21 protein-coding genes are annotated in these 25,826 nt (G+C 39.8%); 5 read left to right on the forward strand and 16 right to left on the reverse strand.

Annotated features, from left to right (window positions below):
• Positions 1-23: 23 nt before the first annotated feature.
• A complete protein-coding gene (hcp, locus tag PR725_RS10215; protein WP_004913261.1) occupies positions 24-1,676 on the reverse strand; it encodes a hydroxylamine reductase in 1,653 nt (550 codons plus the stop codon).
• Between the two features lie 305 nt (positions 1,677-1,981).
• Here hcp and clcA point away from each other — a divergent pair, with 305 nt between their 5' ends.
• Positions 1,982-3,379 carry a H(+)/Cl(-) exchange transporter ClcA gene (gene clcA / locus PR725_RS10220; protein WP_004913264.1) on the forward strand — a complete coding sequence of 466 codons (1,398 nt, stop codon included), beginning with the start codon at positions 1,982-1,984 and terminating at the stop codon, positions 3,377-3,379.
• Between the two features lie 71 nt (positions 3,380-3,450).
• Here clcA and tehB read toward each other — a convergent pair whose 3' ends face one another.
• From tehB to PR725_RS10245, 5 genes are all read right to left on the reverse strand, one after another.
• Positions 3,451-4,338 carry an SAM-dependent methyltransferase TehB gene (tehB, locus tag PR725_RS10225; protein ID WP_004913269.1) on the reverse strand — a complete coding sequence of 296 codons (888 nt, stop codon included), beginning with the start codon at positions 4,336-4,338 and terminating at the stop codon, positions 3,451-3,453.
• Positions 4,339-4,459: 121 nt separating this feature from the next.
• On the reverse strand, positions 4,460-5,539 hold the full coding sequence (locus tag PR725_RS10230; protein ID WP_109912705.1) for a linear amide C-N hydrolase: 1,080 nt from the start codon (positions 5,537-5,539) through the stop codon (positions 4,460-4,462).
• 162 nt (positions 5,540-5,701) lie between these two features.
• Complete coding sequence (locus PR725_RS10235) at positions 5,702-6,475, reverse strand: hypothetical protein (RefSeq protein WP_004913275.1); 774 nt, start codon at positions 6,473-6,475, stop codon at positions 5,702-5,704.
• Between the two features lie 318 nt (positions 6,476-6,793).
• Positions 6,794-7,372, reverse strand: a complete 579-nt coding sequence (locus PR725_RS10240; protein WP_042851639.1) for a YceI family protein — start codon at positions 7,370-7,372, stop codon at positions 6,794-6,796.
• 13 nt (positions 7,373-7,385) lie between these two features.
• Positions 7,386-7,943: a cytochrome b gene (locus PR725_RS10245; protein WP_004913280.1), complete on the reverse strand. Its 558-nt coding sequence runs from the start codon at positions 7,941-7,943 to the stop codon at positions 7,386-7,388.
• Positions 7,944-8,326: 383 nt separating this feature from the next.
• On the opposite strand from PR725_RS10245, the gene PR725_RS10250 reads away from it, so the two are divergent.
• Positions 8,327-8,956 carry a glutathione S-transferase family protein gene (locus PR725_RS10250; protein WP_109912706.1) on the forward strand — a complete coding sequence of 210 codons (630 nt, stop codon included), beginning with the start codon at positions 8,327-8,329 and terminating at the stop codon, positions 8,954-8,956.
• A gap of 141 nt (positions 8,957-9,097) precedes the next feature.
• On the opposite strand, the gene PR725_RS10255 is transcribed toward PR725_RS10250, so the two are convergent.
• A complete protein-coding gene (locus tag PR725_RS10255; RefSeq protein ID WP_004913285.1) occupies positions 9,098-9,718 on the reverse strand; it encodes a malonate decarboxylase holo-ACP synthase in 621 nt (206 codons plus the stop codon).
• A 210-nt stretch (positions 9,719-9,928) separates the two neighbouring features.
• Here PR725_RS10255 and PR725_RS10260 point away from each other — a divergent pair, with 210 nt between their 5' ends.
• Together PR725_RS10260 and PR725_RS10265 are read left to right on the forward strand one after the other, a co-directional pair.
• Positions 9,929-10,897 (forward strand): FUSC family protein, encoded by a 969-nt coding sequence (locus PR725_RS10260; RefSeq protein ID WP_004913289.1) that lies wholly within the window; start codon positions 9,929-9,931, stop codon positions 10,895-10,897.
• A gap of 140 nt (positions 10,898-11,037) precedes the next feature.
• Positions 11,038-11,679, forward strand: a complete 642-nt coding sequence (locus PR725_RS10265) for an NAD(P)-dependent oxidoreductase (protein ID WP_004913290.1) — start codon at positions 11,038-11,040, stop codon at positions 11,677-11,679.
• Positions 11,680-11,763: 84 nt separating this feature from the next.
• Here the strand turns inward: PR725_RS10265 and iolB are convergent, their stop codons facing one another.
• The 9 genes from iolB to PR725_RS10310 form a co-directional block, all read right to left on the reverse strand.
• A complete protein-coding gene (gene iolB, locus PR725_RS10270) occupies positions 11,764-12,594 on the reverse strand; it encodes a 5-deoxy-glucuronate isomerase (protein ID WP_004913292.1) in 831 nt (276 codons plus the stop codon).
• A gap of 187 nt (positions 12,595-12,781) precedes the next feature.
• The gene (gene iolE / locus PR725_RS10275) at positions 12,782-13,675 is read right to left on the reverse strand and encodes a myo-inosose-2 dehydratase (RefSeq protein ID WP_004913294.1); all 894 of its coding nucleotides are present in this window, start codon (positions 13,673-13,675) and stop codon (positions 12,782-12,784) included.
• Between the two features lie 30 nt (positions 13,676-13,705).
• Positions 13,706-15,610, reverse strand: coding sequence for a bifunctional 5-dehydro-2-deoxygluconokinase/5-dehydro-2-deoxyphosphogluconate aldolase (locus PR725_RS10280; RefSeq protein WP_109912707.1), 1,905 nt, complete (start codon positions 15,608-15,610; stop codon positions 13,706-13,708).
• A 25-nt stretch (positions 15,611-15,635) separates the two neighbouring features.
• On the reverse strand, positions 15,636-16,769 hold the full coding sequence (locus PR725_RS10285) for a Gfo/Idh/MocA family protein (RefSeq protein WP_004913299.1): 1,134 nt from the start codon (positions 16,767-16,769) through the stop codon (positions 15,636-15,638).
• Positions 16,770-17,085: 316 nt separating this feature from the next.
• Positions 17,086-17,514: a PTS sugar transporter subunit IIA gene (locus PR725_RS10290; RefSeq protein WP_004262128.1), complete on the reverse strand. Its 429-nt coding sequence runs from the start codon at positions 17,512-17,514 to the stop codon at positions 17,086-17,088.
• Between the two features lie 54 nt (positions 17,515-17,568).
• On the reverse strand, positions 17,569-18,975 hold the full coding sequence (locus PR725_RS10295; protein ID WP_004913304.1) for a sugar porter family MFS transporter: 1,407 nt from the start codon (positions 18,973-18,975) through the stop codon (positions 17,569-17,571).
• A gap of 393 nt (positions 18,976-19,368) precedes the next feature.
• Positions 19,369-20,355 carry an inositol 2-dehydrogenase gene (iolG, locus tag PR725_RS10300; RefSeq protein ID WP_004262138.1) on the reverse strand — a complete coding sequence of 329 codons (987 nt, stop codon included), beginning with the start codon at positions 20,353-20,355 and terminating at the stop codon, positions 19,369-19,371.
• Positions 20,356-20,937: 582 nt separating this feature from the next.
• Positions 20,938-22,875 (reverse strand): 3D-(3,5/4)-trihydroxycyclohexane-1,2-dione acylhydrolase (decyclizing), encoded by a 1,938-nt coding sequence (gene iolD, locus PR725_RS10305; protein WP_123382326.1) that lies wholly within the window; start codon positions 22,873-22,875, stop codon positions 20,938-20,940.
• A 12-nt stretch (positions 22,876-22,887) separates the two neighbouring features.
• Positions 22,888-24,399 carry a CoA-acylating methylmalonate-semialdehyde dehydrogenase gene (locus PR725_RS10310; protein ID WP_004913311.1) on the reverse strand — a complete coding sequence of 504 codons (1,512 nt, stop codon included), beginning with the start codon at positions 24,397-24,399 and terminating at the stop codon, positions 22,888-22,890.
• A 393-nt stretch (positions 24,400-24,792) separates the two neighbouring features.
• Between PR725_RS10310 and PR725_RS10315 the strand changes: the two genes are divergently transcribed.
• Entirely contained in the window at positions 24,793-25,629 is an 837-nt protein-coding gene (locus PR725_RS10315; protein WP_004913314.1) for a MurR/RpiR family transcriptional regulator, read from the forward strand.
• Positions 25,630-25,826: the final 197 nt, after the last annotated feature.

Consider the following 25,826-nt stretch of genomic DNA (forward strand, 5'->3'; position numbering starts at 1 on the left):
AGCTTTTTCTATCGGTTTATTGATCATGCAGGTAAAATTTCTGCCAGATCTTGCTCAACTGTTGTAATACTTCGCATGCCAAATTTCTCATTTAACACATTCAATAAGTTTTCAGTTAAGAAACCAGGCGCTGTTGGGCCGGTATAAATATTTTTCACACCCAACGCTAATAATGTTAAGAGGATAACAATTGCTTTTTGCTCAAACCAAGACAGAATCAAACTCAATGGTAAGTCATTAATACCACAACCAAGTTTCTCTGATAGATTCACCGCAAGCATAATGGCAGAGTACGCATCGTTACATTGGCCCACATCCAATAAACGCGGAAGCCCTTCTAACGTACCAAAATCTAATTTATTAAAACGATATTTACCACAAGCGAGTGTAAGGATTAAGCAATCTTCGGGTACACTACGCGCAAAGTCCGTGTAGTAGCTACGCTCACCGCGGCTACCATCGCATCCACCAACGAGGAATACGTGACGTAATTTTTTCTGTGAAACTAAATCAATCACCGCATCTGCCGCACCGAGTAGTGTTTGACGACCGAAGCCAACTGTAATTTTGTGTTCGATTTCGGTATACGGGAAACCAGCTAGCGACTGAGCTTGAGCAATCATTGCAGAAAAATCATCGCCCACTAAATGTTTTGCACCCGGCCAACCCACAATACTACGCGTCCAGATACGGTCTTTATAATCACCGACATCAGGGTCAATAATACAGTTAGAGGTCATCAAGATAGACCCTGGGAACTTAGCAAATTCCACCTGCTGGTTTTGCCAACCGCTACCATAGTTACCGACTAAATGCGCATATTTTTTCAGCTCTGGATAACCATGTGCTGGCAGCATTTCACCGTGGGTATAAACATTGATACCCGTACCTTCAGTTTGTTCTAACAACATTTTTAAGTCTTTCAGGTCATGACCTGAAATTAAAATACACTTCCCTGCGACTGGACGAACGTTAACTTCCGTTGGTGTTGGATGACCAAATTCGCTCGTTTCACCTGCATCCAAAATTTCCATGATCTTGAAATTCATCAGACCAATAGCCATCGCATTATCAAGCAGCTCATTCATATCTGATGGCAATGTTCCAAGCCAAGCCATAATTTCATGGTATTGGCCATAAACCTCATTATCATACTGACCTAAAACATGGGCGTGTTCCATATAGGCTGCCGCCCCTTTTAGGCCATATAGGCATAACATACGTAAACCGTGAATGTCTTCGCCGACATCAGCTTTATCAATATCTAATGAAAATTGAGCCGCTTGTGCCTGTAGGGTTGGAATGTCAGTCCCATTTAATTGCAAATTAATTAATGGATGATTGAAAGCCACAACACTATTCACAGATTGACAATGTTTGATTAATTTATCACGCAAATAAATAGCTTCACGGGCATAACCGATAATACGTTCTGAATCAAAGTTGACGTTAGTTAAAGTAGAGAAAAATGCGCGCGGAGCAAAACTATCAATATCATGGTCAATAATACCCAGCGAGCGAGCAGTGACTGCGCTTGCAGATAAGCTTTGCAATACAGCAACTAATAAATCTTGAAGGTCAGATGTTTCTGCTGTTTTACCGCACATACCCTGCGCGTATGCACAGCCATTTCCAGCTGGAGTTCTAATTGTTTGTTCACATTGCACACAGTACATGTTGTTAGCCTCTTAAAGTTGCATTTCAAATACAACATTAAGACTACGCTCTTTATTAGAATAAAAAAGTGGAATTATTCATTATCTAATGGTTTATTGATCTATATTAATATTCATTGCAAATGAGAACTATTCACAGTAATGAAAGTATGCTATTCGTGCTGCTGTTTTTTGTATTTCAGCTGCCTTGCTTAAATACACTATTTTGCATTTTATTTTTTTCCTGATACCGTTCTTACGGTAACTCTTGTTATACTTACCTATAAGTGTTTGTTATTCCATCGTATAAAGAGAATCCAATAAAGATGAGCCAGGTAAATTCAGCAAGTAAATCTATGATAAAAAGCCGGTTACGGATTTTTAAACGGTTAAAAGAATCAGATAAAACACCTGTAAAAATCTTACTACTCGCGGCACTCATTGGTGCTGCGGTCGGTCTTATCGGTTCTCTATTTGAAATAGGAACAACTTGGATTAGCAACTATCGCGTTCAATCAGTGAGTGAATGGGTTGCTCCAAAATGGCTGATGGTTGTTGGGATGTTTTTTATCTCGGCACTTCTTGCCATGTTAGGCTATTACCTAGTTAAACGGTTCTCCCCTGAATCGGGTGGGTCTGGGATCCCCGAAATTGAAGGTGCATTACAAGATTTGCGCCCCGTAAGATGGTGGAGAGTCATCCCAGTTAAGTTTATTGGTGGATTAGGGACATTGGGTTCAGGCATGGTGTTAGGGCGCGAAGGGCCAACTGTACAGCTTGGTGCGAACCTTAGCCAAATGTTTTATGATTTATTTCGTTTAAAAGATAATGAGTCGCGCCATACCTTACTTGCCTCTGGTGCTGCTGCTGGTTTATCTACAGCATTTAATGCCCCTTTAGCTGGCATTTTATTTATTATTGAAGAAATGCGCCCGCAATTTAAATACAGTTTAATTTCAATTAAAGCGGTATTTATCGGTGTTGTTACCTCCACCATTGTCTATCGGTTAATTAATGGGGAAGCTATTATATTAAATATCGGTCAATTCTCCTCTGCACCGATGAATACTTTATGGCTTTATTTAATTTTAGGATTAATGTTTGGTGTCATCGGTATCTGTTTTAATGGTTTTTTATTGTACCTACAAAGTAAATTTTTAGCATTTTACCAAAATAAAATTTCTCGCTTTGTATTGATGGGCGGGCTAATTGGTGGGGCTTGTGGTGCAATTGGCGTTTATCTACCTGAAATTGTTGGTGGCGGCTATTCAGTGATCCACCAGATGGTTGCAGGGCAATTTACCATCACTTTATTATTCATATTTTTTGCTTTACGGTTTTTAACTTCGACGATTAGCTTTAGCTCTGGCGCTCCAGGGGGTATTTTCTCCCCTTTACTCGCCCTTGGTACCTTATTTGGTGGTGTTTTCGGCTACGCTGCCCTCGAAATATTCCCTAATTACCAAATTGAAGTGGGGACTTTCGCTATAGCAGGCATGGGAGCATTATTTGCCGCAACCGTCAGAGCACCATTAACTGGGATAGTTTTAGTTTTAGAAATGACAAATAACTACCAGTTAATCTTACCGATGATTATTACCTGTATTGGTGCCACAATGATAGCCCAATTTTTAGGTGGTAAACCGCTATATTCTGTCTTGCTCGAAAAGACTTTAGCCCGAAGCGAAAAAGAAACCGCTAATTCCGCCGCTAGCAAACCTTAACGATTAGAAATAAAAAAGAGTTGCCACCCACGGCAACTCTTTTACTAAGATAACCTATGCAAGTCTCTTACTTACTTTTTCCGTGCAATGAGTGTTGCAAAATTTAATTTAATACGATTACCTTGTGAATCAGTGCGGTGTAAATGACCAGGGTTTTCGTTATATTTTAAAATATCCCAATCCTTATAATACCCTTCTAGCTCCCCTGGTTTTAAGAAGCATTTAAATGGCACTAAATCCAGCGGTGCATCTGGCGTTTCAACGGCACACACAATAACGTTAACTCCCCCTGGCAGGGTATGTTCTTGCATATTAGTAATAACATTGGCGATTTTTTCTCGCTGCAAGAACATTAGCACGACAGTGGAAATAATAAGTTCGTAGTTCTCTTGTATTTGGTGACTATTAATATCATAAACAGCCGTATGAATATTCTCTACCCCAGCTTGTTTTTTAACGAAGTCAATTGCTTGGATATGCTGAGGGTTGATATCTACCGAGGTTACGTCATAACCCTGTAACGCAAGATAAAAGCTATTTCGGCCTCTTCCCGAGCCTAAATCTAATGTTTTACATGGCTTACTAAGGTGGTTCTCACACAGGTAGCGCACTTCTGAATGTGGAGTCGTTAACCCGTGTTCTTTATAAAATTTCAGTTCTGGTTTGCATAAAAAAGCCAATTGGCATTCCATGTCATCACTACAAGCAGAAATACGATGCCAAACTTGAGGTTCGATAATAGGCGGCTGGTTATGAATATCAAAAGTAAAATGTTGTTCGCTGCCATCCTCATTAAAAATGATAAAATCTAAAGAGCCTTTTAGCACTTTCAACTGTGCATATGTATCTTCTTTTGTATTATGACGCTCTTGGAACATTAACGGTAAAGACGCTTTATTCCAAACCGGCATGGTTTTGTAACACACGAGATTATTCATATCATCACCAATAAGTTGCATTTTAAATACATCTTATACCGTTCGTTTGCTATCTGCAAAACATTCATGGATAAATTATCGAGGACTTGATTCATATCAACCCCCTATAGATAAAGAGGGCTGATACGCGCTATAGGATAAGTTAGTAACCTAACTGTTTCGCACTTAACCCTAAGAATTCAAAAGGTTTTGTAACCACATATTTATTGGTCGCATCCCCCGAATAAATATGGCTCTGCTCTTCACCCAGATCCAACTTTTTCACTTGTCCAGTTTCTGCTGAAAAGTCAATTTTTGCCAAATCAGTCCAAAAAATATTTGGCGTCAATGCAGATTCAAAAAAATAGAGCTGACGTTTATGGTCAACTAATGTCCGCCAACGCGTTGACGATATTTCAGGTGAATTTTCGGACGTCAATCCGTAAGGGACAGACACATTACGTACGACACTGAAAACACTGGCGACCGCTTTATTAGGCGTTGTTTTCTGAGGAATTGCATTAATATAAAATTGCGCACGAGCAAATCTATCAGCGGAACGGTTTGTCCCCGGTAGCATGACAGTACCACCAATCCCTTGCCAATATTCCTGCATTGCTAATTGCTTCTCATAAGTAGGCGAATTAGTCATAACTTGATACTTGCGACTATGATGAATGACCTGCTTACCATCAATATATTCAATAATTGCGCTATCGCCACTCGCATCTGATAATGACAAATGTAAAGTCGCTAACCTATCTTGCCCAGGAACATTATCCGTTGCCACGACCAGTGGATTTTTTTCTAACGCTGCAACAGCCTCTTCCACTGTCGCATAATTATCTAGCACATATTGTGCCCATAGCGATATCGACAACGCAGGTTGCTTATTATCTACTTGAGGGTATTTTGATTCAGCAAGCCATAATAAATTGGCAACTAGACCTTCTTCGTTCACTCCATCAGTTGTTGAAATATCATAACCTGAGGCGATCACACTACCGTATTTTGATTTCCATTTTAAAGAGTTAGGTCCTGCAATGCCATCACGCTCCATACCTCGAGGAAAGATCCATAGATTAGTGCCTATATCGTATTTCCAATCCATTGTTCTTCCGGTCATTATCTGTTCATTTTCACCTAAATAAACAACCCGAGTACAAGCTTGACTTACTGCAATTGGCATTGATATCGCAGCCGCAGCGGCAAGTGCGATGATACTTTTCTTAATAAATTGCATGCCATCTCCAAAATAGTTAAAAATAAATTTATATAATAAGCATACTACATAAATACGAACTATTTATGCTCAAATAATAATGCATTAAAAAAAGTGCGATTAACGCTATGAAATGTAATACTTAGGTACCAATATTAATCAGCACCATTTTGCTAAAAAGAATTAATTATTTACTGATGAAAATAAAGAACGTAACAATGCCGCTTTTTTCGGATTATCTGGAATAGATAATATTTCATCATAAAAACTAATAGAAATACGGCACGCTAGTGCAGGTGATTTCTTCCCTGCTTCTAAATTCCCAAGAATTGCAGTATCTTCACCATACTTTGCAGAAAGCCCACTAGCAAGTTGGGTTAATTCCTCAGAATATTCTGTCGGGGACATTAACGCCTGTTTTACACCCGCTTCACTTGAAATTAAAAGTTCATTGGTTGCCTGAATTTGTTTCAACAAAACAGCTTGGCTTTTTTGTGGTGGAATAATTTCTGCTGTTTCTCTCAAATGCGGAAATAGTGAATAAAAACACGTTTTTCCCGTTGGGTCTTCTTCCAATAAGATTTTTAGGTAATCATTAACTCTGCTAGTAAAGTTAATCACGGAGTCATCAGAGGCATATTCCATACGCTCTAGTACTAACTTCATGACATTCCCGACTACTTGGTCAAACAGTTGACGGCGTAAATCTTCATTAGTTGGGTCGTATTGTGTAATTAGATGCTCAAAACTTTGATAGGTTTCAGGGCTTATTTTCTTAACCGTCGCGATAATCGGTAATTCTTTTTCAACTTGAGCAAGTGCCTCTGAATGAATTGCACTATTATTTTCTGTAGATAACACATTGTTATCTTTACTTAACCAATAAAAACCGAATGCAAATGCAATAAAAATAATGCTAACAATTAATGCGGTTTTACGTGAGTTATTTGTATTCAAAGTTACCCTGCCTTTTCTTGTAAAACGGTTCCCCACAAACACTTTCAAGCTACTTATATACTGTAGAACCAATTGCATATAATGCCATGGCATCTAAAACCGATAATATTCACGTATCTAAAGTGTTAATGCCACGAATTGAACGATAAAAAGTAATAATGCTTATTTTAGCTTGTATTAAAGTCGTCTAGCTATAGGAATAAGGGAAATTGCGAGGTTCAGACGGGGGAATTTGCCACAAAGAAACAATTTATAATACGCTGGATATAAAAAAACCTCCAGCACTCGAAAGCCTGAAGGTTTTTTATGATAAAAATCTTATTTAACTTGAACACCTTCAACTGAAATCAACAGTTGTGCTTCTTGAGATTTAGGACCCAAATCAGATTTGATGTTAAATTCTTTTAACTTAATATTACCTTCTGCTTCAAAACCTGCACGGTATCCACCCCAAGGATCTTTACCTTCACCCATTAATTTAGCGTCTAATGTAATTGGCTTAGTGACACCATTTAAAGTGAAATCACCAGTGATTTTGTAGGCTTCACCGTCTTTCTTCACTTCTGTTGAAACGAATTTCGCTTCAGGGAATTTGGCTGCATTTAAGAAATCACCACTGCGTAAATGTTTGTCACGCTCTGCATGGTTAGTATCAATGCTACCTGTCTTAATAGTAACTTCGACTTTATCTTTTGATGGATCTTTTGCATCATAAGTAAAAGACCCATCAAAGTCTTTAAAACTACCATATACCCAGCTATAACCTAAATGCTGAATACGAAATTCAATAAACGCGTGTTGGCCTTGCTTATCAAATTGGTAAGTTTCTGCTAATGCTGAACCTGCCGTTAAAAAAAGTGCACCAGTAGCCAGACCAAGAACCGTTTTCTTCAACATAATTATCTCCACGTTACTTATCGGGGTTAAAGCCCAACATTCTTTTTAATGTAATATCACGATCAAAAAAGTGATGTTTAAAAGCTGCAAAAGCATGCAACACTGATAATAGAACCACTGCCCAAGCTAAATATAAATGAACTTCACCTGCGGTATCTGCTTGTGTCGCAGCACCGGTAAATAGTGCAGGAACATCAAACCAACCAAACACACTAATAGGTTGTCCATCAGCGGTTGAGATTAAATAACCACTGATCAAAATACTGAATAAAATAATATAAATCAGAATTTGAACAATAATAGAGCTAGCTTTCGTTAATTTACTGTAGCTTGCTAATGGCTTCGGCGGCGGTGAAATAAATCGCCAAATCACACGAAATGCCATAACAATAAATAATAATATTCCTATACTTTTATGTATCTCAGGAGCTTGATGATACCAACTATCATAATAGCCTAGTGTCACCATCCATAAACCTAAAGCGAACATTCCATATACGACAATTGCGACTAGCCAATGTACGAGCAAAGAGATATGCCCATAGCGGCTTGCATTATTTTTCCATTGCATGATAAAAACCATTTAGAGAAGAAGGTAATATTTTATTAACTAAGCCGTAATAATCATAAGGTGAAATTAATTTTATTCCTATCCCAAAGTTAAACAAATATTTTGTTGAAGACATTCAAATACGATCAACATAATGAAAAATAGATTACTATTTGATTTTGTCTAGTTTTAATTATAAAAGTTGAATAAAGATTCTTCCACTTTTGTAAATGGTCGTAACTAAATACTTAGTTCATTTATTTATTAATTTCAATTAAATCTAGCTTATTCCTAATAGATATAAGCTATTTTCGATAAAATAACATTTGTAGGTCTGCCTTTTTCCCCATACATTGGTATTCGTCCTTTTAACATTGCGCGAACTGACTGATAGGTTAAATACTATGTATAAACTTTGGATAGCAAATAAAAACTACTCTTCATGGTCATTGCGCCCATGGGTTTTACTAAAGGTATTACAGATCCCGTTTGAAGAAAATTTGTGTTTATTTGAAAACGGTAAAAGCAGTCATGAGAAATTCAGTCGTTTTTCCCCTACCGGTTTAGTCCCTTGTTTAATCGATGAAAACCAAACAATATGGGATTCATTAGCCATTTGTGAATATATTGCAGAAGACTTCCCGCAAGTCTGGCCAAAAGATCGCAAAGCCAGAGCATGGGCTCGAAGTGCTAGCGCAGAAATGCACTCAGGTTTTAGTGCGTTACGCCAGCAGTGTCCGATGGATGGTGCTCATAATGCACCACTTAATAATATTTCAATTGAATTACAAACTGACTTAAACCGCTTGCAGAAACTATGGCAGGATGGGTTGAACCAATTTGGCGGCCCTTGGCTTGCGGGCAATGAATTTACGGCTGTAGATGCCTTCTTTGCACCCGTTGCCTTCCGAATCCGCAGTTATCATTTACCTGTAAGCCCAGCGGCTAAACAATGGGTTGACCGAGTTTTAGTTTTGCCTGCAATGAAAGAATGGCATGACGCAGGTTTACAAGAACCGAATATTGAGCATTAATAATAAGCGAGTGGGGAGGCATTATGTGCCTCCGATTTTATTTGATTAGTAAAAAATCACCTGCTCGAACATCAAAATTAATATTTAATCAATTTGTCGGCTATTCAAGCTACAGTCGGTTATTTAACAGACAAACAGCAGCTATAATTTTTCATCCCATGGGTCTGCCGTCATAATATCGCCAAGTGGTGTGTGTAATGTAACCTGTTCATTTTTAAACCACTCTGCTAATGAAAACCCACCCTTCGGCGTTTCAACATGGATATCGATTGGGCAATAGGGTGTATTCGCCTTAATAGCAAACTCAGCAAAATCTTCTTTTTCTTGAGGGTTCGGACAGCGAATGACCACATCAAGGTCGCAGTCTGACAACATACTTTGGATATCTGTCGCTAAAGTGTAAGCACAGCTGCCTGTGACTCCCCATTGCCAAGGCCATTTAGTTTGCGAAATGATCCATAAAACCTGCACAGGTGGTAAAGCAATAAACATTGAACGTTGTAGTTCCACCGAATTTGCCACCAAGGATTCCACATTCATAATATGCGTGATTGCCGATTTTTCAATTTGTGTCGTGATGCGTTGGTGTGGCTTAATTCCTCGAATTGCGACAGTCAGTTTATTCTCATCCGCTTTATTTCGATATACCGTCAACGGTAATTTACTGTTCCATTGTGAGCCAACCCATTCAGGAAGCGATTCTATCGCGACATCATTATTACTGCTGACCCAAACAAAATCATGAGGATTGATTATTTGCATTTTATTACCTTTATGATTGCTACGACTGCTCTTCCCTATTATGCCTTTTTTGTCACATAAAAACAGAATATCAATACTAACAACACCACTGATACCATTTAATGGTAACTTGTCATAAATACTGAGTGATTGCCTTGAAATTTCACACCGTATAATATTTAATTACGTTATTAATTAATGAGTTAAGCTTCTATTTACGAGCATCGAATTATGAGAACGTTTCCTGCTATTCATGATGGGATTATTTTTACCAGCTGTATGTTTTTTAGTGCCGCAACTGCTTTTGTGATTTTAGATGCGCAAGCAGCGATGTGGGCGACATTCTCAACACTGTATTCATTTAATTTATTCAATGCAGCAAAAGAATATAAAAACTATGCTTACACCGCTTGTTGTTTATTGATGATTTTAGTGGCTATTTTTATCGGTGATACCCTGCGGCTTGGTACGGCGTATTATATTTATCTCGCCATTTTTTCGTTCATTTATTACCAATTGTATGGCACAGATCCCGCAATGGATTTAACGATGAAGTTTATGATTATCATGTCGACAATTGGCACCATTTTACCTGATATATCAAGAAGTTTGGCGTTAGGTTTTATTATTGGCAGTGGAGTAACGCTAATCACGTATTATCTCCTTAGTCATAAAATGACACGCCATAGCGTTATTACGAGTGCTTTAGTTGAACAAAATTTGTTTACGTTGAGAAAAAATATTATTCCCCGTTCGATGATTTATGCTTTAGGGCTATTACTCGCACTTGCCATTCCACGCAGTATAGATCTAGGGCACTTTTATTGGACATTATTGACCTTTGTTTTTGTATTGCATCCAAAATCACAAAGCATCGTTAAAATTACTTTGCAGAGAGTCTTAGGCAGCCTTATTTCTGTTTTATTGCTGTATTTTTTATTCAACCTACCACTTATGCCATACATCGGTTTAATTGCAGTTGTGGTATTCGCCTTTTTAATGCCAATGAGTTTTCATCATGGATATACGTTTATGACATTTGTCGTGACAAGCTTAATTTTATCCATTCTTGAGCTCGTTATATATTGGCGTCACCCAACCTATGAATTATTGTTTGACCGCGTTCTTGAAACCGCCTTAGGAGGAACCATCGCCATCATGACGAGTATTATTTTAAAGTTATTTAGAGAAACAAAATAAAATTAAGCATATTCCCCAATAAGAACGTCTGTTCTATACTCAAAAAAGAACACATTGGGAAAAGAAGTCTTAGTCCTAAAGCCTAGCCCTATCAGTATCATTATTCTTGAGTGTGACATTCAAGCAAAGAGGAACTGAAGATGAAAATATCGATTATTGGCGCAACAGGTTTTGTTGGCAGAGCATTAGTTGCTGAAGCGCTACTTCGGCATCACCAAGTAACAGCGATTTCTCGTCATAGTAATCAACTATCTCAACACGCTCACTTAATCACCGCGGCTGGAGATATCACCGATATTCCATGGTTAACCTCTCGGCTAAAGGGGCAGGATGTTGTCATCAGTGCGTTTAATGGCGGTTGGCAGAACCCTAATTTGTATCAAGATACTGTTGCGGGTAACCTCGCAATTTTACATGCTGTACAAAAATCCATGGTCAAACGGTTCATTGTGGTGGGTGGTGCAGGAAGTCTAAAAACCACTGCAGGTATTGATTTAATTGACTCCCCTGATTTTCCTGCTGAAATAAAGCCTGGCGCCCAAGCAATGAGAGAATTTAAAAACCAATTACAATCCATTGATTCATTAGATTGGACCTACGTTTCTCCTGCCGCCATGCTTGAAGAAGGAGAAAGAACAGAAACCTTCCGGCTTGGCGGGAATCAATTATTAATGAATGGTAATACTCCCGCTAAAATTTCTGTTGAAGACTTTGCAGTTGCTATTCTTGATGAAGTGAATAATTCACAATTTATTCGCCAACAATTTACCGCAGCCTATTAAGTTTAAGCATAAAAAAGCCGGTAAATAGTTACCGGCAAAGATAGATAACAGAACTTAATTCATTCACATATTGCTGTTTTTAACTTACTTTTCACGATGTTTCGCTGCATAGATTTCGCTGTTCACCCAGTTATGGTCTTTTTCCCATGTAAATAACCATTTACGTGTTGGTCCCGCCATCACATTAAGGTAATAGTTATCATAGCCAGCCACTGTCGCCATTGGGTGATACCCTTTTGGTACCATAACAACATCTTTGTTATATACCGCCATGCACTCATCTAACTCGCGGTCGTCAGTGTAAACACGCTGCATACAAAAACCTTGAGATGGATTTAAACGATGATAATAGGTTTCTTCTAGATAAGTTTCATTGGGTTCATTATCGGTGTCATGTTTATGGCTTGGATAAGAGCTGGTGCAGCCTTCATCTGTAAAGACCTCCACGACTAATAAGCTATCAGCGGCTTTATCATCCGGTAAAATATTATGCACGTAGCGCTTGTTATAACCATGGCCACGTTGCTCTGCACCAATATCATCTGGACCAATTAAACGTGTTGGATAGGTGCCCTTTCCTTTAGCACTGCAAACGGCCAATTCAAGATCGGTATCTGCGATGACCTCAGCAAACTCTTGGGCTGTCACATACACAGCATAGGGTTTTTTACGTTCGAAAGGATCCATTCGGTCGCCAATGTTTTCAAACGTTTGATTAGTTGTTTTAATCGTCGCTTTACCTGCTACTAAGACTAAGCACATTTCATTTTCAGAAGCAGGTAAGGAAATAGACTCACCTTGTTTTAATTCGTAAACATCAAAGTGAACATAACCCCAGTTAGCGATTTGTGGAGTGATATGCTGAGTACGCTTATGTGCATCTGGAGCATGGTATTTCGACAATAATTTTGACATAACTTTCCTCTGACACTTTTTAGATTCTAGATAGGCAATTCTTTTTAGTCACTAACCGTTTCATCAATCAAATAGTTCAGTTTGTGGCTAGGCGGCTAGCGCACCAATCCCTAGGAGCATACACAAGTATGTGACTAGGGGGGGTAAGCGAAGCCAACAACGCCACAGACTGAAATATGACGACGATTTAGATTAAACCCGCATCCTTAGCAAACTTAGACAAATTGTTGTAACCCAATGTGGCATAAGTTAATGGATGCGCAATCGCAGGGTCTTGCTCTGCTTCAACCACCAGCCAGCCATTTTCATATTGGCTATTTTTCAATACCTTAAACACGTCAGGATAGTTAACGCAACCATCACCCGGTACCGTGAACACACCGGCTAATACGGCATCTAAGAAGCTGGTTTTACGGTTTTTAACATCTTTTAGGACATCTGCACGGACATCTTTGCAATGTACGTGATTGATCCGTTTTGCCCAACGTTTAGCCACTTCAACCGGGTCTGCGCCAGCAAAGGTTAAGTGGCCAGTATCTAGCAATAAACCGACCTCATCGCCCGTGTGCTTCATTAGGTTATCAACATCTTCTGCTGACTCAATCACGGTTCCCATATGGTGGTGATAGGCGATTTTCACGCCTTGAGATAAGGTATATTTCGCGAATTCGGTCAGTTTCTTACCGTATTCTTCCCATTTATCGGCTGGGAACAATGGACGCATATGAACAGGTTTGTTTTGGTCGCCATGAATACAGTTGGTCACTTCTGCAAACACCATCACTTTAGCGCCTAAATCACGCAGTAACGCTAAGTGCCCTTGTACCGCTTCAATTTCTTCTTCCACGCTGCGAGATAATAGTTCTCCCGAATACCAGCCTGAAACCAGTTGTAAGTCATGCTGTTTTAAAATCGGCCCTAGAATCTCCGCTTTGCGTGGAAATTTATTACCTAATTCAAAACCAGCGAAACCTGCTTGACGGCCTTCAGTTAAACATGTTTCTAGAGATGTTTCTGCCCCTAAAGTGGGTAAATCATCATTCGTCCATGTCAACGGGTTAATACCAAGTTGGATTGCCATGATGAAGCTCCTGTGTAGGTAAAAGTAATATTATTTACGCTGACGCCATAGGGCTATCAGGTTTAAGTAATTAGTTTTGATTTTCTGAACCAGCTCATCGTCATTGATTTCACCTTTCATCCACTCCAACGAAGGCTTACCAAATAAGGTACGACCAACAGCAAATCCTTTGACGATGGATTTTCCAGCTGCGGCATTAAAACCCGCTTGTAACTCAGCTTGTGGCGCATCAAGCCCTAAGAGTACGACACCGCGGCAATATGGGTCACGCTCTTGAATTAATCGGTCAACCGCATCCCAATTTTCTGCTTGTAGTGGTGGTAATTTCCACCAATCAGGCTTGATACCTAAGTTATAGAAGCGTTTGATTGCGCGTAAATACAGCTCATCATTGCGTTCCATATCTGCGGGTAATATCACTTCAAGCAATAATTCATGCCCTGATTGGCAGCAAGCGCTGTAAACTTCTTGAACTGTTTTTTCTTGCTCTAAACGCAGGGGATGGTTGTCTTCTGGATGGAAAAATACCAAACATTTCACAATATGCTCTTTTGGCCAACTGATCAGCTGAGAACCGATATTGCCATGTTCTAAGCACAATGGTCTTGATGCCGGTAGCTCAATTGGACGGCCTATCCACCAACCACGACCAGTCACGTCATTCAATACGTCTTGGCCAAAGGTACTGTCGCAAAGTAGCCCTGCTTTACCTTGTAAATTTGCTTCTTGCGCCACTTCACTACTGGCACGGAAAATCAATTTCTTCAGATAAGGAATACAAGAAATATCAGCACCAGCATTACGAGCCATATCAACAAATTGGATGCGATGGTCGAATGCCATAACACAGAGCTCATTCCACTGTGTGCGACGTGAAGTCACTCGATGTAAATGGTTGAGTATAGGATCGAGATCTGGACGTGGTACTGCCGCAGCACGTTCAAGGTAATTATCTAACTCGATTTTTGTTGGCATTGCAGGCGCACAGCCATGGCGAGAAACCACTAAAGCCCCACAAGCGTTCGCATAAGCACAGGCTTTTTCCCAACCATCACCGTTTAAATAACCGCGTAGTAGACCAGACATAAATGCATCGCCAGCACCTAATACGTTAAGTACTTCAACTCTGACACCATGAACAGTGATCCCTTCGTCCAAGGTTTCGGGGATTGCACCGCTAAATACGGAGCAGCCAAGAGAGCCACGCTTGCATACTAGTTCTGCATCCGTTAATTGACGGATATTTTTAAGGGCTTGAACGGTATCCGTTGTGCCACCAGCAATGTGGAACTCTTCTTCGGTACCTACAATCAGGTCAAACTGCGATAATACTTCTTGTAGCTGCGCAGTCACGCTATCAGACGCAATAAAACGCGTTTCACCATCACCGAGAGACGTTAACCCCCATAAGACTGGGCGATAATCGATATCAATGGCTGTTTTGACGTTATTATGTTTAGCATATTCCAACGCTTTCAATACCGCCGCGCGGGTTTTCGGATTAGATAAATGCGTTCCTGTAATTGCCAAGCAACGCGCGGATGCAATATATTCTTCCGTAAAATCATTTGGCGTAATCGCCATATCTGCACAGTTATCACGATAGAAAATTAATGGGAAAGTATCCTGATCTTTGATCCCTAAGATAACTAATGCCGTTAATCTGTCTTTGTCTGTAATAAGATGGCTGGTATCACAGCCTACCCGCTGTAATTCCTCACGTAAAAAGCGTCCCATGTGCTCATCCCCCACACGGGCAAGCATTGACGATTTTAATCCTTGTATTGCAGTGCCGAATGCCACGTTTCCAGAAGAGCCGCCTAAATATTTGGCAAACGAACTCACATCTTCTAAACGAGAACCTATCTGTTGTCCGTACAGGTCAACGGCAATACGGCCCATACAGATAACATCTAACTTCTTCTGCTTATCCATTAATTACCCCTTAACTACAACAGAATTAATTGATTTCTTTAACGTTAACCCAACGTTGTTCATCATATGAACGTGCTATCGCGTCTAATATTCGTGATACTTTCCAGCCCTCTTCAAAATCAGGCCACATTGGCTGCCCTGTTGCAACGCCATCAATTAAATCACGCACTTCAACTGTTTTTTGGTCATTAAAGCCAATACCATGGCCTGCACCATTACAAAATGGCGCATAATCCGGGTGCTCTGGCCCCACAAAAATGGTTTTAAAACCTTGACGATTGCTAGGTTCATCATGACGATAGAGCTTTAGCTCTGCCATTCTTTCTTGGGTGAAAGACAGTGTTCCTTTGGTGCCAGTCACCACATAAGTTAGCCCCATTTTACGGCCAGCTGCGATTCGTGAAGTTTCTATGACACCCATTGCGCCACCAGCAAAACGCACCATGGCATGCGCCTGATCTTCATTTTCAACCGTAACCATAACGGCTGACCCCGCTTTTTCTGGACGCTGTTTAATGACAATTTCCATATCACCACAAACGGTTTCAATATCCCCTACGAGGAATTGCGCCATATTAATAATATGTGCAGATAAATCGCCCAGAGCACCTAGGCCAGCTTTTTCTTTAAAACAATGCCAGTGAATCGGCGCGCTAGGGTCAGCCATATAATCTTCATTATGGGTGCCATAAAAATGGATAACTTCTCCAATTTCGCCATTTGCAATGATTTCTTTGGCTAGCTGAGAGGTAGGGTTTTTCATATAATTGAACCCCACTAACGTTAAGACTCCCGCCTTTTTAGCCGCTTCGACCATTTCTTTGGCATCTTCAGAATTGAGCGCTAATGGTTTTTCGCAATAAACGTGTTTACCGTGCTTAATTGCCTCCATTGCCATTTCTTTGTGCAGGAAATTAGGCGAACAGATATCCACCACGTCAATATTTGGATCTGCAACTAATTTTCGCCAGTCATCGGTTGCACGATTAAATCCCATTTCCTGAGCTCGGGTCTGTGCTAACTCAGGGGTAATTTCTGCTATCATTTCACGAACCAATTTTCCCTGTAATGGAAAAACGGTTGCTGCTTGTGCATAAGCAATGGCATGAGCTCGTCCTATATAGCCAGTACCTATCATCCCGATACGGATCTCTTTCATCTGTTCTACCTCTCGCTCATTTTTTGTAACACAATGGCTGGCCTAATACTTGTTCCAGATTTTTATTTCAATAATCATGTTATACGGAACATTCGTTTCATTATCAATATTATTGAGAATATTAATTTCATTATGTGATCCAACGTTAACTTTTAATGTAATTAGCTAATATATAAGAAAATAATTATTAATTTCAGAGAGGATGAAAACAATAAAGAGGTAATAACCTGGAATGAAATGAAATAGAATAACCAAAGATGAAATTTATTGAGTATGGGATCAGGTAAAGATCCCATACTCGCTTCAAAACCCAAAGCTAGCGATGAAGAATGCTTAAAAATTCTTCTTTACTTGACGTCAAAGACAATGCATTGGCAATAAACTCATCACTGAAAATCAGTGCAATTTCCCTAAGTACATCAATGTGTTCCCTTGATTTTGCAATCACACCTATTGCGATAAACATCACATTGGTTCGGTCCCATATCACCCCGTCAGGAAATTGAAAAATTTCAACACCGGTATGCAAAATAATATCATTGGCGGACTTAGGTAGATGAGGCAACGTAATGCCATTCCCCAAGAATGTTGATATTTGTTGTTCCCTTTCCGTTAAGAAATGCACACAATCCCTATCAACATAACCTTTATTTTTAAATTCCGTACCCACCATTTTGAGTACTTCAGCTTTATTTCTTGCCTGACAACCTAAATGCAAATTACTTGTGGTTAGTTGTTCTATCATATCCAACCCTCGATTAAGTTAATTAGGTATATTCACACCACCAATAAGTAATAATTACATTGATGAGAGCTCTTCTTCTAATTGCTCTAATGATTTGTTTGATGTTTCTGGTAATAACTTCACCACAAAAACGATAGCTAAGTAGTTTATTACCGCAAAAATTAAGAATACTGGACCTAAACCAAGTTCTGCTTGTAATACAGGGAATAAATAACTCACAATCGCATTCATAATCCACATAAAGAAGACTGAGATCCCCATAGATAACCCGCGGATTTTAAGTGGAAATAGCTCTGCAAGTACTACCCAAGTTAAAAAGCCCATTGTTCCTTGCATAACCCCAACAAACACCGCGCCAAGTAACCAAATTAATGTTGCTTTAACATCCCCGGTTAAGAAGTAGTCTGTTGCTGCAATTAATAAGTGTAACGATGCCATTAGAGCAAAACCACCAACAATCAGTGTCTTACGTTTAAATCGGTCAACAAGGAATAGTACCCCTATCACCATACCACCAACAGAAAACACACCATTTAATACGTTGAAAACTAAAGAAGTTTGCTCAGAAAAACCCGCTGTTTTGAGAATTTCTGTACCATAATACATAATAACGTTAACCCCAGTCGTTTGCTGTAATGCCGCCCACACCATCCCAATTAATACCAATTTAAAAATCCAAGGCGTATTAAAAATTAACGCTAAATTTTGTTTATTGGCATTCGGATGACGTTTAGCTTCCGCAGCTTCAACATCTAATAAGGTCACGATATCTTCATATTCTTGAATAGCACGTTTTTCAGGGCGAATTTGCTTTAAAATTTTCAGCGCTTCTTCACGACGGTTTTTACTCATTAGCCAGCGTGGGCTTTCAGGCGCTTTCCACATACCAAATAATAGGCACAATGCAGGTACCGCCTGCACTAACAACATATAACGCCAGACATCCGGTAGATGACCCCAAATAGAACCGATAATCGCATTGATAGCAAATGCCGCTAACTGCCCGATAACAATAGCAACTTCATTGAGTCCGGTAAGTTTTCCCCGCATTTCAGTCGGGGCCACTTCCGAAATAAATGTCGGTGCTGTCACTGAAGCCCCGCCCACCGCAAACCCCAATATAAACCGAGCAATAAGAAGAACTTCAATGTTTGGAGCCGCCGCAGATAAAAATGCCCCAAATAAAAACAGAAATGAGAGGTAAAGCAAATAAGTACGGCGCCCGACAAAGTCTGCTACACGTCCACCACAAACACTGCCTAATGCCGCGCCCACTAATAGGACACTCATTACCAGCCCTTCCGTGGTTGGCGTTAATCCCATGTTTTCTTTCAGTGATGAAAATGCACCGTTAATGACACCAGTATCATAACCAAATAGTAATCCACCAAAGGTTGCAACCAAGGTTATTTGGTGCAACCTTTTTCTCTGTTGTTGATTGAGATTCATGATTAATGACATATTATTACCTTATTATTTGAATCATTATGTCTTACCAAAAAAACAATTTTTCAATATTTAAATAAATGTTTAATGTTAAATGTTAAATAATGAAATAAGTTTCTGGCACTCTGGTTTGAATCGCTACTTTGCTAGCTTTAGGCCTGTTCGATAAACTCTTTGAAAATAGTTTTCGCGAATTTAAAAACGATAAATACATCAGTTAAATTAAAGAAAGTAAGATTATAAAAAGCCTCAATTAATCTCAGAATATTGAAAGCCTAAAGAGTATTAAATAAAAGTAAGGTCAGTATTTTATATACTCATTGATAAATGAATATATTTACAATTGCGGCTAAAAATACATTTTTAACCGCAAGTCTATAATTAAGTTAAATAGTATTACCGCATTAATTACAATTTAACTTCTTTACCCGTTTTTAATGATTCCAGCGCTTTGTCTGCAAGATATAAAGCCAATTCACCATCGGTACCTGTCGTTTCAGATTCCGCACGGCCTGCTAAGATATCAACAAAATGCTGCCACTCTGCTTGGTATGCTTCATGGTAACGTTGTAAGAAGAAATACTCTGGCTTGGCAGATAAACATCCAACTTCGCTTAACAGCGCAACACTGTTCTCTTTAATATTACCTGCCGTTAATAAGCCTTTTTCACCATGTAATTCAATGCGTTGGTCATAACCGTAACCTGAACGACGGCTGTTAGAGATGGTCGCCATTGCGCCTGATGGAAATTTTAAGATAATAAATGCAGTATCAATATCACCTGCTTGGCCGATAGCAGGGTCAACAACATTGCTGCCTTGTGCATAGACAGAGCAAGGCTCTTCGCCAATCATAAAGCGCGCCATATCAAAGTCATGAATCGTCATATCTCTGAACATACCACCGGAGACTTTGACGTATTCCGCAGGTGGTGGTGACGGATCACGAGACGTGATAATTAAAGATTCTGCTTTACCAATAGCGCCTTGTTGGAATAAATTTTTCAAGTGGCGAAATTGAGGGTCATAACGACGATTAAAACCAATAAACAGTGGAACATTATGTTCTTTCACGCTTTTTAAACACTGTTTCACACGCTCAAGATCGAGATGAACAGGCTTTTCACAGAAGATCACTTTTTTATGTTTGGCTGCGAGTTCGATTAAATCAGCGTGAGTATCTGTGGCTGAAGCGATTAAAACCCCTTGTATATTAGGGTCTTGCATTGCTTCTTCTGTCGTCTGTACTTTTGCTTGGTATTTTTCAGCCAAGGCAACCGCATTCGGTTGATAAGGGTCGATGACAGAATAAAGTTTGGTTTCTTTATGGCCGGCAATATTAACAGCATGAACCTGTCCGATACGTCCTGCGCCGAATAGTGCTATATTGAACATTCAAATGCTCCTTGATACCTTAAATCCACTATTTGGATATTACGGAATATACCAAATAAAACATTCATTTCAATTTATAATTTTTTGAAAATTATATTTTTGGGCTCTAGATAACAAATGTTATATTAAAGTGTATTTTTAGTGTTATTCAGATCACAAATTGACAATGCAAGCGAATAGCATTTAACAATAAAGTCTGTGTTTGTTGGCATATTAAATTTCCATAACTTCTTTTTTTGTTCTTTCCCTGCCTCGCAATAAAACATATATTTCAATAAATAAATTTTTAAACTATAAAAACCATAAAAAAACCCAGCCAAAGCTGGGTATATAATCCAAAATGATTCGAGTTGTGTTGGCGATGAGCGTAACGCTATCCCCATTTAACTTGAAGTATGACGAATATAGAACGGCAAGTGATAACCACTATGCAAATAAAAACCAAAGCAATCCCTGCTAAGTTTCCAGTAACTACCCTACTTAGTTACACATCTGACTCATTAAGAAAACGAAAAACATTCCTCGACGGTAAAACACCGTCGAGTTATTTTGACACTATAAGGCACTAGCGCAATATGTTGATTAATAAAGACGAACTTTATGTTCAACCATCTCTTTAATTTTTTCAGCGGAAGCAACTATTTGAGGCTTTTTAGAAACTTGAGCCGTTCCTGTGCGCCACCAAGCTTCATAACCATCGGTCATTGTTTTCGGAAGTACTTTAATATCAATCAATACACAGCCCGAATGGGACTTCGCGTCTTTCAGTGCAGCAATCAATTGTTCCTCATCATGTACCCGATAACTTTGACAGCCATAGCTTTCTGCGTTTTTAGCAAAATCGACCTTCACTAACGGCCCATCCATCAACCCCGTCTGTGGGTTTCGATGCCGGTTCTCTGTACCAAAACTTCCCATGCCTTGGCTCATCTGCAGATTATTAATACAGCCGAATCCCGCGTTATCAAACAATAAGATGGTGATCTTAATATTCTCCTGAATCGCAGTTTGCAGCTCACTGTGTAGCATTAAATAAGAGCCATCTCCGACCATCGCATAAACAGGTTGTTTTGGCGCAGCAATTTTAGCCCCAACAGCAGCGGCAATTTCGTACCCCATGCATGAATAGCCATATTCAAGGTGGTATGTATCCCGTTGTTTTGGTAGCCAAATACGTTGTAAATCACCCGGTAATGAACCTGCAGCCCCGACAATAATGGCATCGTCTTCCATGTATTGCTGCATCAAGCCTAGCACCCGTGTTTGCGCCAATTCTGTACCAAGCGTTTTACGGTACTCTTCAAGCTTGTCATCAAGATGGCCTGCAATTTCAGGGACAAAATCTAATGGCCGATACTGTATACTAAACAAGCGCTCCAGCTCATTTTTCCACTGTTGTTTAGCCTGTTGAATTTCATCCCCCCACTGAGCTTCATAGTGAGAATCTTTCAATTTTACACTCAGTGCTTGTAACGCTTCTTTGGCATCTGCGACCACTTTCAATGCATCTAACTTACTTGCATCAAACTCCGCAACATTGATATTTAAGAACATCACATTCGGATGACTAAATAACGACTTAGAGGCGGTGGTAAAATCCGTAAAGCGAGTCCCCACACCAATCACTAAGTCGGTTTCTTTAGCCAACAAATTTGCCGCTAACCCACCTGTTGTACCAATTCCGCCCATATTCAAGGGATGACTAGCAACGATGGCACTTTTACCTGCTTGAGTTTCGCCAAATGGAATACGGTAATCTTCCGCAAATTGCAAAAATGCGTCGTGAGCTTCGGAATAACGTACCCCACCACCACAGATGAGCAATGGTTTTTTCTTGCCACGAATTAAATTTACGGCTTCTTCGATACTCACCGTTGTCGGTGGTCTACGTTCAATACGATGGATGCGTTTTTGGAAAAAATAATCGGGGTAATCCCACGCCTCACCTTGAACATCTTGAGGTAGGCAAATGGTTACCGCGCCAGTATCCGCAGGGTCAGTTAACACTCGCATGGCATTAACCATCGCCGCCATCAGTTGTTCAGGCCGTGAAACCCTATCCCAATAACGTGAAACCGGGCGAAAACAATCATTAGTACTGATAGTCCCATCACCGTATTGTTCGACTTGCTGCAGTACTGGGTCGGGCTGACGAGTCGCAAAGGTATCCCCTGGCAACAATAATAATGGAATACGATTGGCAGTTGCCGTTGCTGCTGCGGTAATCATATTTGCGGCACCGGGGCCGACTGAAGATGTCACAGCAAAAATTTGTTTACGTTTTTTTTGTTTAGCAAAACCCGTCGCAATGTGCGCCATACCTTGCTCATTACATCCTTGATAAACGCGTAGATGACCAGGCGCTTCTTCAAGCGCCTGACCTAAACCCACAACATTACCATGGCCAAAAATCGTAAATACTCCCTGAATAAACGGATATTGCTCACCATCAACATCAACGTATTGTTGGTTTAAAAATTTAACCAACGCCTGAGCGGTCGTCATTTTCTGCTTATTCATACGGGTCTCCGTTTATTCCATGGTTGGCATTGTGAAACTACTTTCATGGTGCTCTAAGCGAACACTGGCAGGCCAACGGCTAGTGACTGTTTTCATGCGAGTATAGAAACGAACACCGTCATTTCCATGTACATTTAATGGACCAAAAATAGACCGTTTCCAACCACCAAAACTGTGGAATGCCATCGGTACTGGAATAGGTATGTTAATTCCGACCATTCCCGCTTGAACATTTTCTTGGAATTCGCGCGCTGTTTCACCATCACGGGTGAAAATAGCCGTTCCATTACCATATTCATGTTGGTTAATCAGTTTCAAACCCGTTTCAAAGTCTGGAACTCGCACTACGGCTAATACAGGCCCAAAAATTTCTTCTTGATAAATGTCCATTTCAGGCGTGACATTATCAAATAATGTTGGCCCTACAAAATAACCATTTTCGAAGCCTTTCACTTTAAAGTCACGGCCATCGACCAATAACGTCGCACCTTGTTTTTCGCCACTGGTAATATAGTCACAGATTTTGGCTTTATGTTGTGTGGAAATCACAGGTCCCATGTCATTTTCTTTACCGTCAGTAATACCAGGACCCACGGACATTTTGGCAATTTGGCCTTTCAGGTTAGCAATGAGCGCATCTGCCGTTTCATCACCGACAGCTAAGACGACGGATAATGCCATGCAACGTTCACCTGCAGCACCAAACGCAGCGCCCATAATAGCATTAGCTGCCTGCCCCATGTCTGCATCAGGCATTAAGATACAATGGTTTTTCGCTCCACCGAGTGCTTGGCAACGCTTACCATGAGCGGATGCCGTCGTGTAAATATATTCAGCAATAGGCGTTGAGCCAACAAAACTAACGGCTTGAACTTCTGGTGCAGTTAAGAGCACATCAACGGATTCTTTGTCCCCTTGAACAACATTAAATACGCCATCAGGTAAGCCAGCTTCTTTTAATAATCTAGCTAATGCTAATGCTAATGAAGGATCTTTTTCTGATGGTTTTAAAACAAAGGTATTACCTGTTGCAATAGCTACTGGGAACATCCACATCGGTACCATTGCTGGAAAATTAAATGGCGTGATCCCCGCACAAACACCCAAAGGCTGCATTAATGAGTGGCTATCAACACCTGTAGCAACATTGGCTGAGTGCTCACCTTTTTGTAAGTGAGGAATACCGCATGCAAATTCAACGACTTCCAAACCTCGGGTTAATTCACCTACCGCATCAGAAAAAACTTTACCGTGTTCTCTTGAAATTAAACGCGCCAGCTCATCCATATTCTCTTCAAGTAAAGCTTTAAATTTGAATAAAACCCGAGAACGTTTTAGGGGAGATAGTTTTGACCATTTAGGGAATGCTTTATTCGCAATCTCAATGGCTTTTTTTGTTTCATCGGCACTGCTGAGTACAACTTGAGCAATTTGCTCCCCCGTTGCCGGGTTGAATACAGGCGCAAAACGCCCACTTTTGCTGGATACTATTTCACCACCAATGAAATTATGAATCTGTTCCATGTTGCCTCTCTTTAGCTGACAGAGTTACCTTGTTACTCAATGTATATGAAATATTTGTTTCATTTACAACTAAATTTGAAATAACATTCAATTTATGTGATCTAGACAAAGTTTTTGTGAAATTTTAATCGCGACTAAAAAAATACCAATCCTAAACTTATGTCCATCACCTATTTATTGGCTATTTTGCCGTTGTATTGAGCTAAACATGGCCTTCTTTCAATCAAGAAAATAAGAGAGCAAATTGATGTAAGCTGTTCAATTTATTATCCCAAATTCAAATTATTTCACGATCCTAAAAAAAGAAAATTTTTAAATATGAACTAAGTGTTTCAAAAAGATTCGACTAACGCTGTAAAACAACTACAATTAGAGCCAAATTCTGGAGGTTATATGTCAAGTGCATCAAATTTAAATGAGTTTCAAGAGCAAGTTCGCTCACGATATGACGAACTAAGTAAACGGTTACAGCAAGTGGCACGCTATGTATTAGATAATACGAATAGTGTGGCATTTGATACCGTTGCCGTCATTGCAAAGGAAGCTAAGGTTCCGCCTTCGACGCTGATCCGCTTTGCAAATGCTTTTAATTTCAGTGGGTTTAATGAAATGAAACAATTGTTTCGTATGAACCTTGTGGAAGAAACGGCCAGCTACACAGATAGAGCCCGTATGTTTCGTGAAATGGATGGTTCCCAAGAACTGAGTGATGACCCCTCACAAATTTTGAAGGAGTTCGCTCATTCTAACGCCCAAGCGTTACAACAAATGGCAGCCAGAACCCCTGCTGAAGATATTGAAAAAGCCGTATCACTTTTAGCGAATGCACAGAATATCTACATTATCGGTTTGCGTCGTTCATTCAGCGTTGCAACATATTTAAGTTACGCACTTAGCCATTTGGAATGCCGCCCTGTCCTTATTGATGGTCTTGGTGGAATGTTCAAAGAGCAGATCAGTCGGATCAGTGAAAACGACGTTGTAATTTCAATCAGTTTCACACCTTACGCCTCGGAAACTGTCATGGTAAGTGAGAAAGCGGCTCAAGCGGGTGCACAGCAAATCGTGATTACTGATAGTCAAATCAGCCCATTGGCAAGTTTCAGTGATGTTTGTTTTGTTATCAAAGAAGCCCAAGTAGATGCATTTCGTTCGCAGTCAGCCACCTTATGTTTAGCACAATCACTAACCGTTGCATTAGCCTATCGTCAAGGCAGCAGCTTAGTCTAGTTATACGGCTCTGTAATTAAACACCTCCATTAATTCAGAGCCCCTTCCTACCTTTTCCCTGATTAACATAAACGTCATTATTGAATACTAATTAAGTTTCATCTTTTTCTTTAATTTGTGAATCCCATCAGAAAATACAAGTTCTAAAATAACAATAAAATGAAATTATTATTTCACCCTGTTATGTTGGAATTATA

The organism is Providencia sp. PROV255, assembly GCF_028478065.1.
Lineage (GTDB): Bacteria > Pseudomonadota > Gammaproteobacteria > Enterobacterales > Enterobacteriaceae > Providencia > Providencia rettgeri.

What these genes read in the sequence shown, in the direction of transcription:
- hcp (WP_004913261.1), bottom strand. Translation starts at nt 1,676, where the DNA reads ATGTACTGTGTGCAATGTGAACAAACAATTAGAACTCCAGCTGGAAAT.
- clcA (WP_004913264.1), top strand. Translation starts at nt 1,982, where the DNA reads ATGAGCCAGGTAAATTCAGCAAGTAAATCTATGATAAAAAGCCGGTTA.
- tehB (WP_004913269.1), bottom strand. Translation starts at nt 4,338, where the DNA reads ATGCAACTTATTGGTGATGATATGAATAATCTCGTGTGTTACAAAACC.
- PR725_RS10230 (WP_109912705.1), bottom strand. Translation starts at nt 5,539, where the DNA reads ATGCAATTTATTAAGAAAAGTATCATCGCACTTGCCGCTGCGGCTGCG.
- PR725_RS10240 (WP_042851639.1), bottom strand. Translation starts at nt 7,372, where the DNA reads ATGTTGAAGAAAACGGTTCTTGGTCTGGCTACTGGTGCACTTTTTTTA.
- PR725_RS10245 (WP_004913280.1), bottom strand. Translation starts at nt 7,943, where the DNA reads ATGCAATGGAAAAATAATGCAAGCCGCTATGGGCATATCTCTTTGCTC.
- PR725_RS10250 (WP_109912706.1), top strand. Translation starts at nt 8,327, where the DNA reads ATGTATAAACTTTGGATAGCAAATAAAAACTACTCTTCATGGTCATTG.
- PR725_RS10255 (WP_004913285.1), bottom strand. Translation starts at nt 9,718, where the DNA reads ATGCAAATAATCAATCCTCATGATTTTGTTTGGGTCAGCAGTAATAAT.
- PR725_RS10260 (WP_004913289.1), top strand. Translation starts at nt 9,929, where the DNA reads ATGAGAACGTTTCCTGCTATTCATGATGGGATTATTTTTACCAGCTGT.
- PR725_RS10265 (WP_004913290.1), top strand. Translation starts at nt 11,038, where the DNA reads ATGAAAATATCGATTATTGGCGCAACAGGTTTTGTTGGCAGAGCATTA.
- iolB (WP_004913292.1), bottom strand. Translation starts at nt 12,594, where the DNA reads ATGTCAAAATTATTGTCGAAATACCATGCTCCAGATGCACATAAGCGT.
- iolE (WP_004913294.1), bottom strand. Translation starts at nt 13,675, where the DNA reads ATGGCAATCCAACTTGGTATTAACCCGTTGACATGGACGAATGATGAT.
- PR725_RS10280 (WP_109912707.1), bottom strand. Translation starts at nt 15,610, where the DNA reads ATGGATAAGCAGAAGAAGTTAGATGTTATCTGTATGGGCCGTATTGCC.
- PR725_RS10285 (WP_004913299.1), bottom strand. Translation starts at nt 16,769, where the DNA reads ATGAAAGAGATCCGTATCGGGATGATAGGTACTGGCTATATAGGACGA.
- PR725_RS10290 (WP_004262128.1), bottom strand. Translation starts at nt 17,514, where the DNA reads ATGATAGAACAACTAACCACAAGTAATTTGCATTTAGGTTGTCAGGCA.
- PR725_RS10295 (WP_004913304.1), bottom strand. Translation starts at nt 18,975, where the DNA reads ATGTCATTAATCATGAATCTCAATCAACAACAGAGAAAAAGGTTGCAC.
- iolG (WP_004262138.1), bottom strand. Translation starts at nt 20,355, where the DNA reads ATGTTCAATATAGCACTATTCGGCGCAGGACGTATCGGACAGGTTCAT.
- iolD (WP_123382326.1), bottom strand. Translation starts at nt 22,875, where the DNA reads ATGAATAAGCAGAAAATGACGACCGCTCAGGCGTTGGTTAAATTTTTA.
- PR725_RS10310 (WP_004913311.1), bottom strand. Translation starts at nt 24,399, where the DNA reads ATGGAACAGATTCATAATTTCATTGGTGGTGAAATAGTATCCAGCAAA.
- PR725_RS10315 (WP_004913314.1), top strand. Translation starts at nt 24,793, where the DNA reads ATGTCAAGTGCATCAAATTTAAATGAGTTTCAAGAGCAAGTTCGCTCA.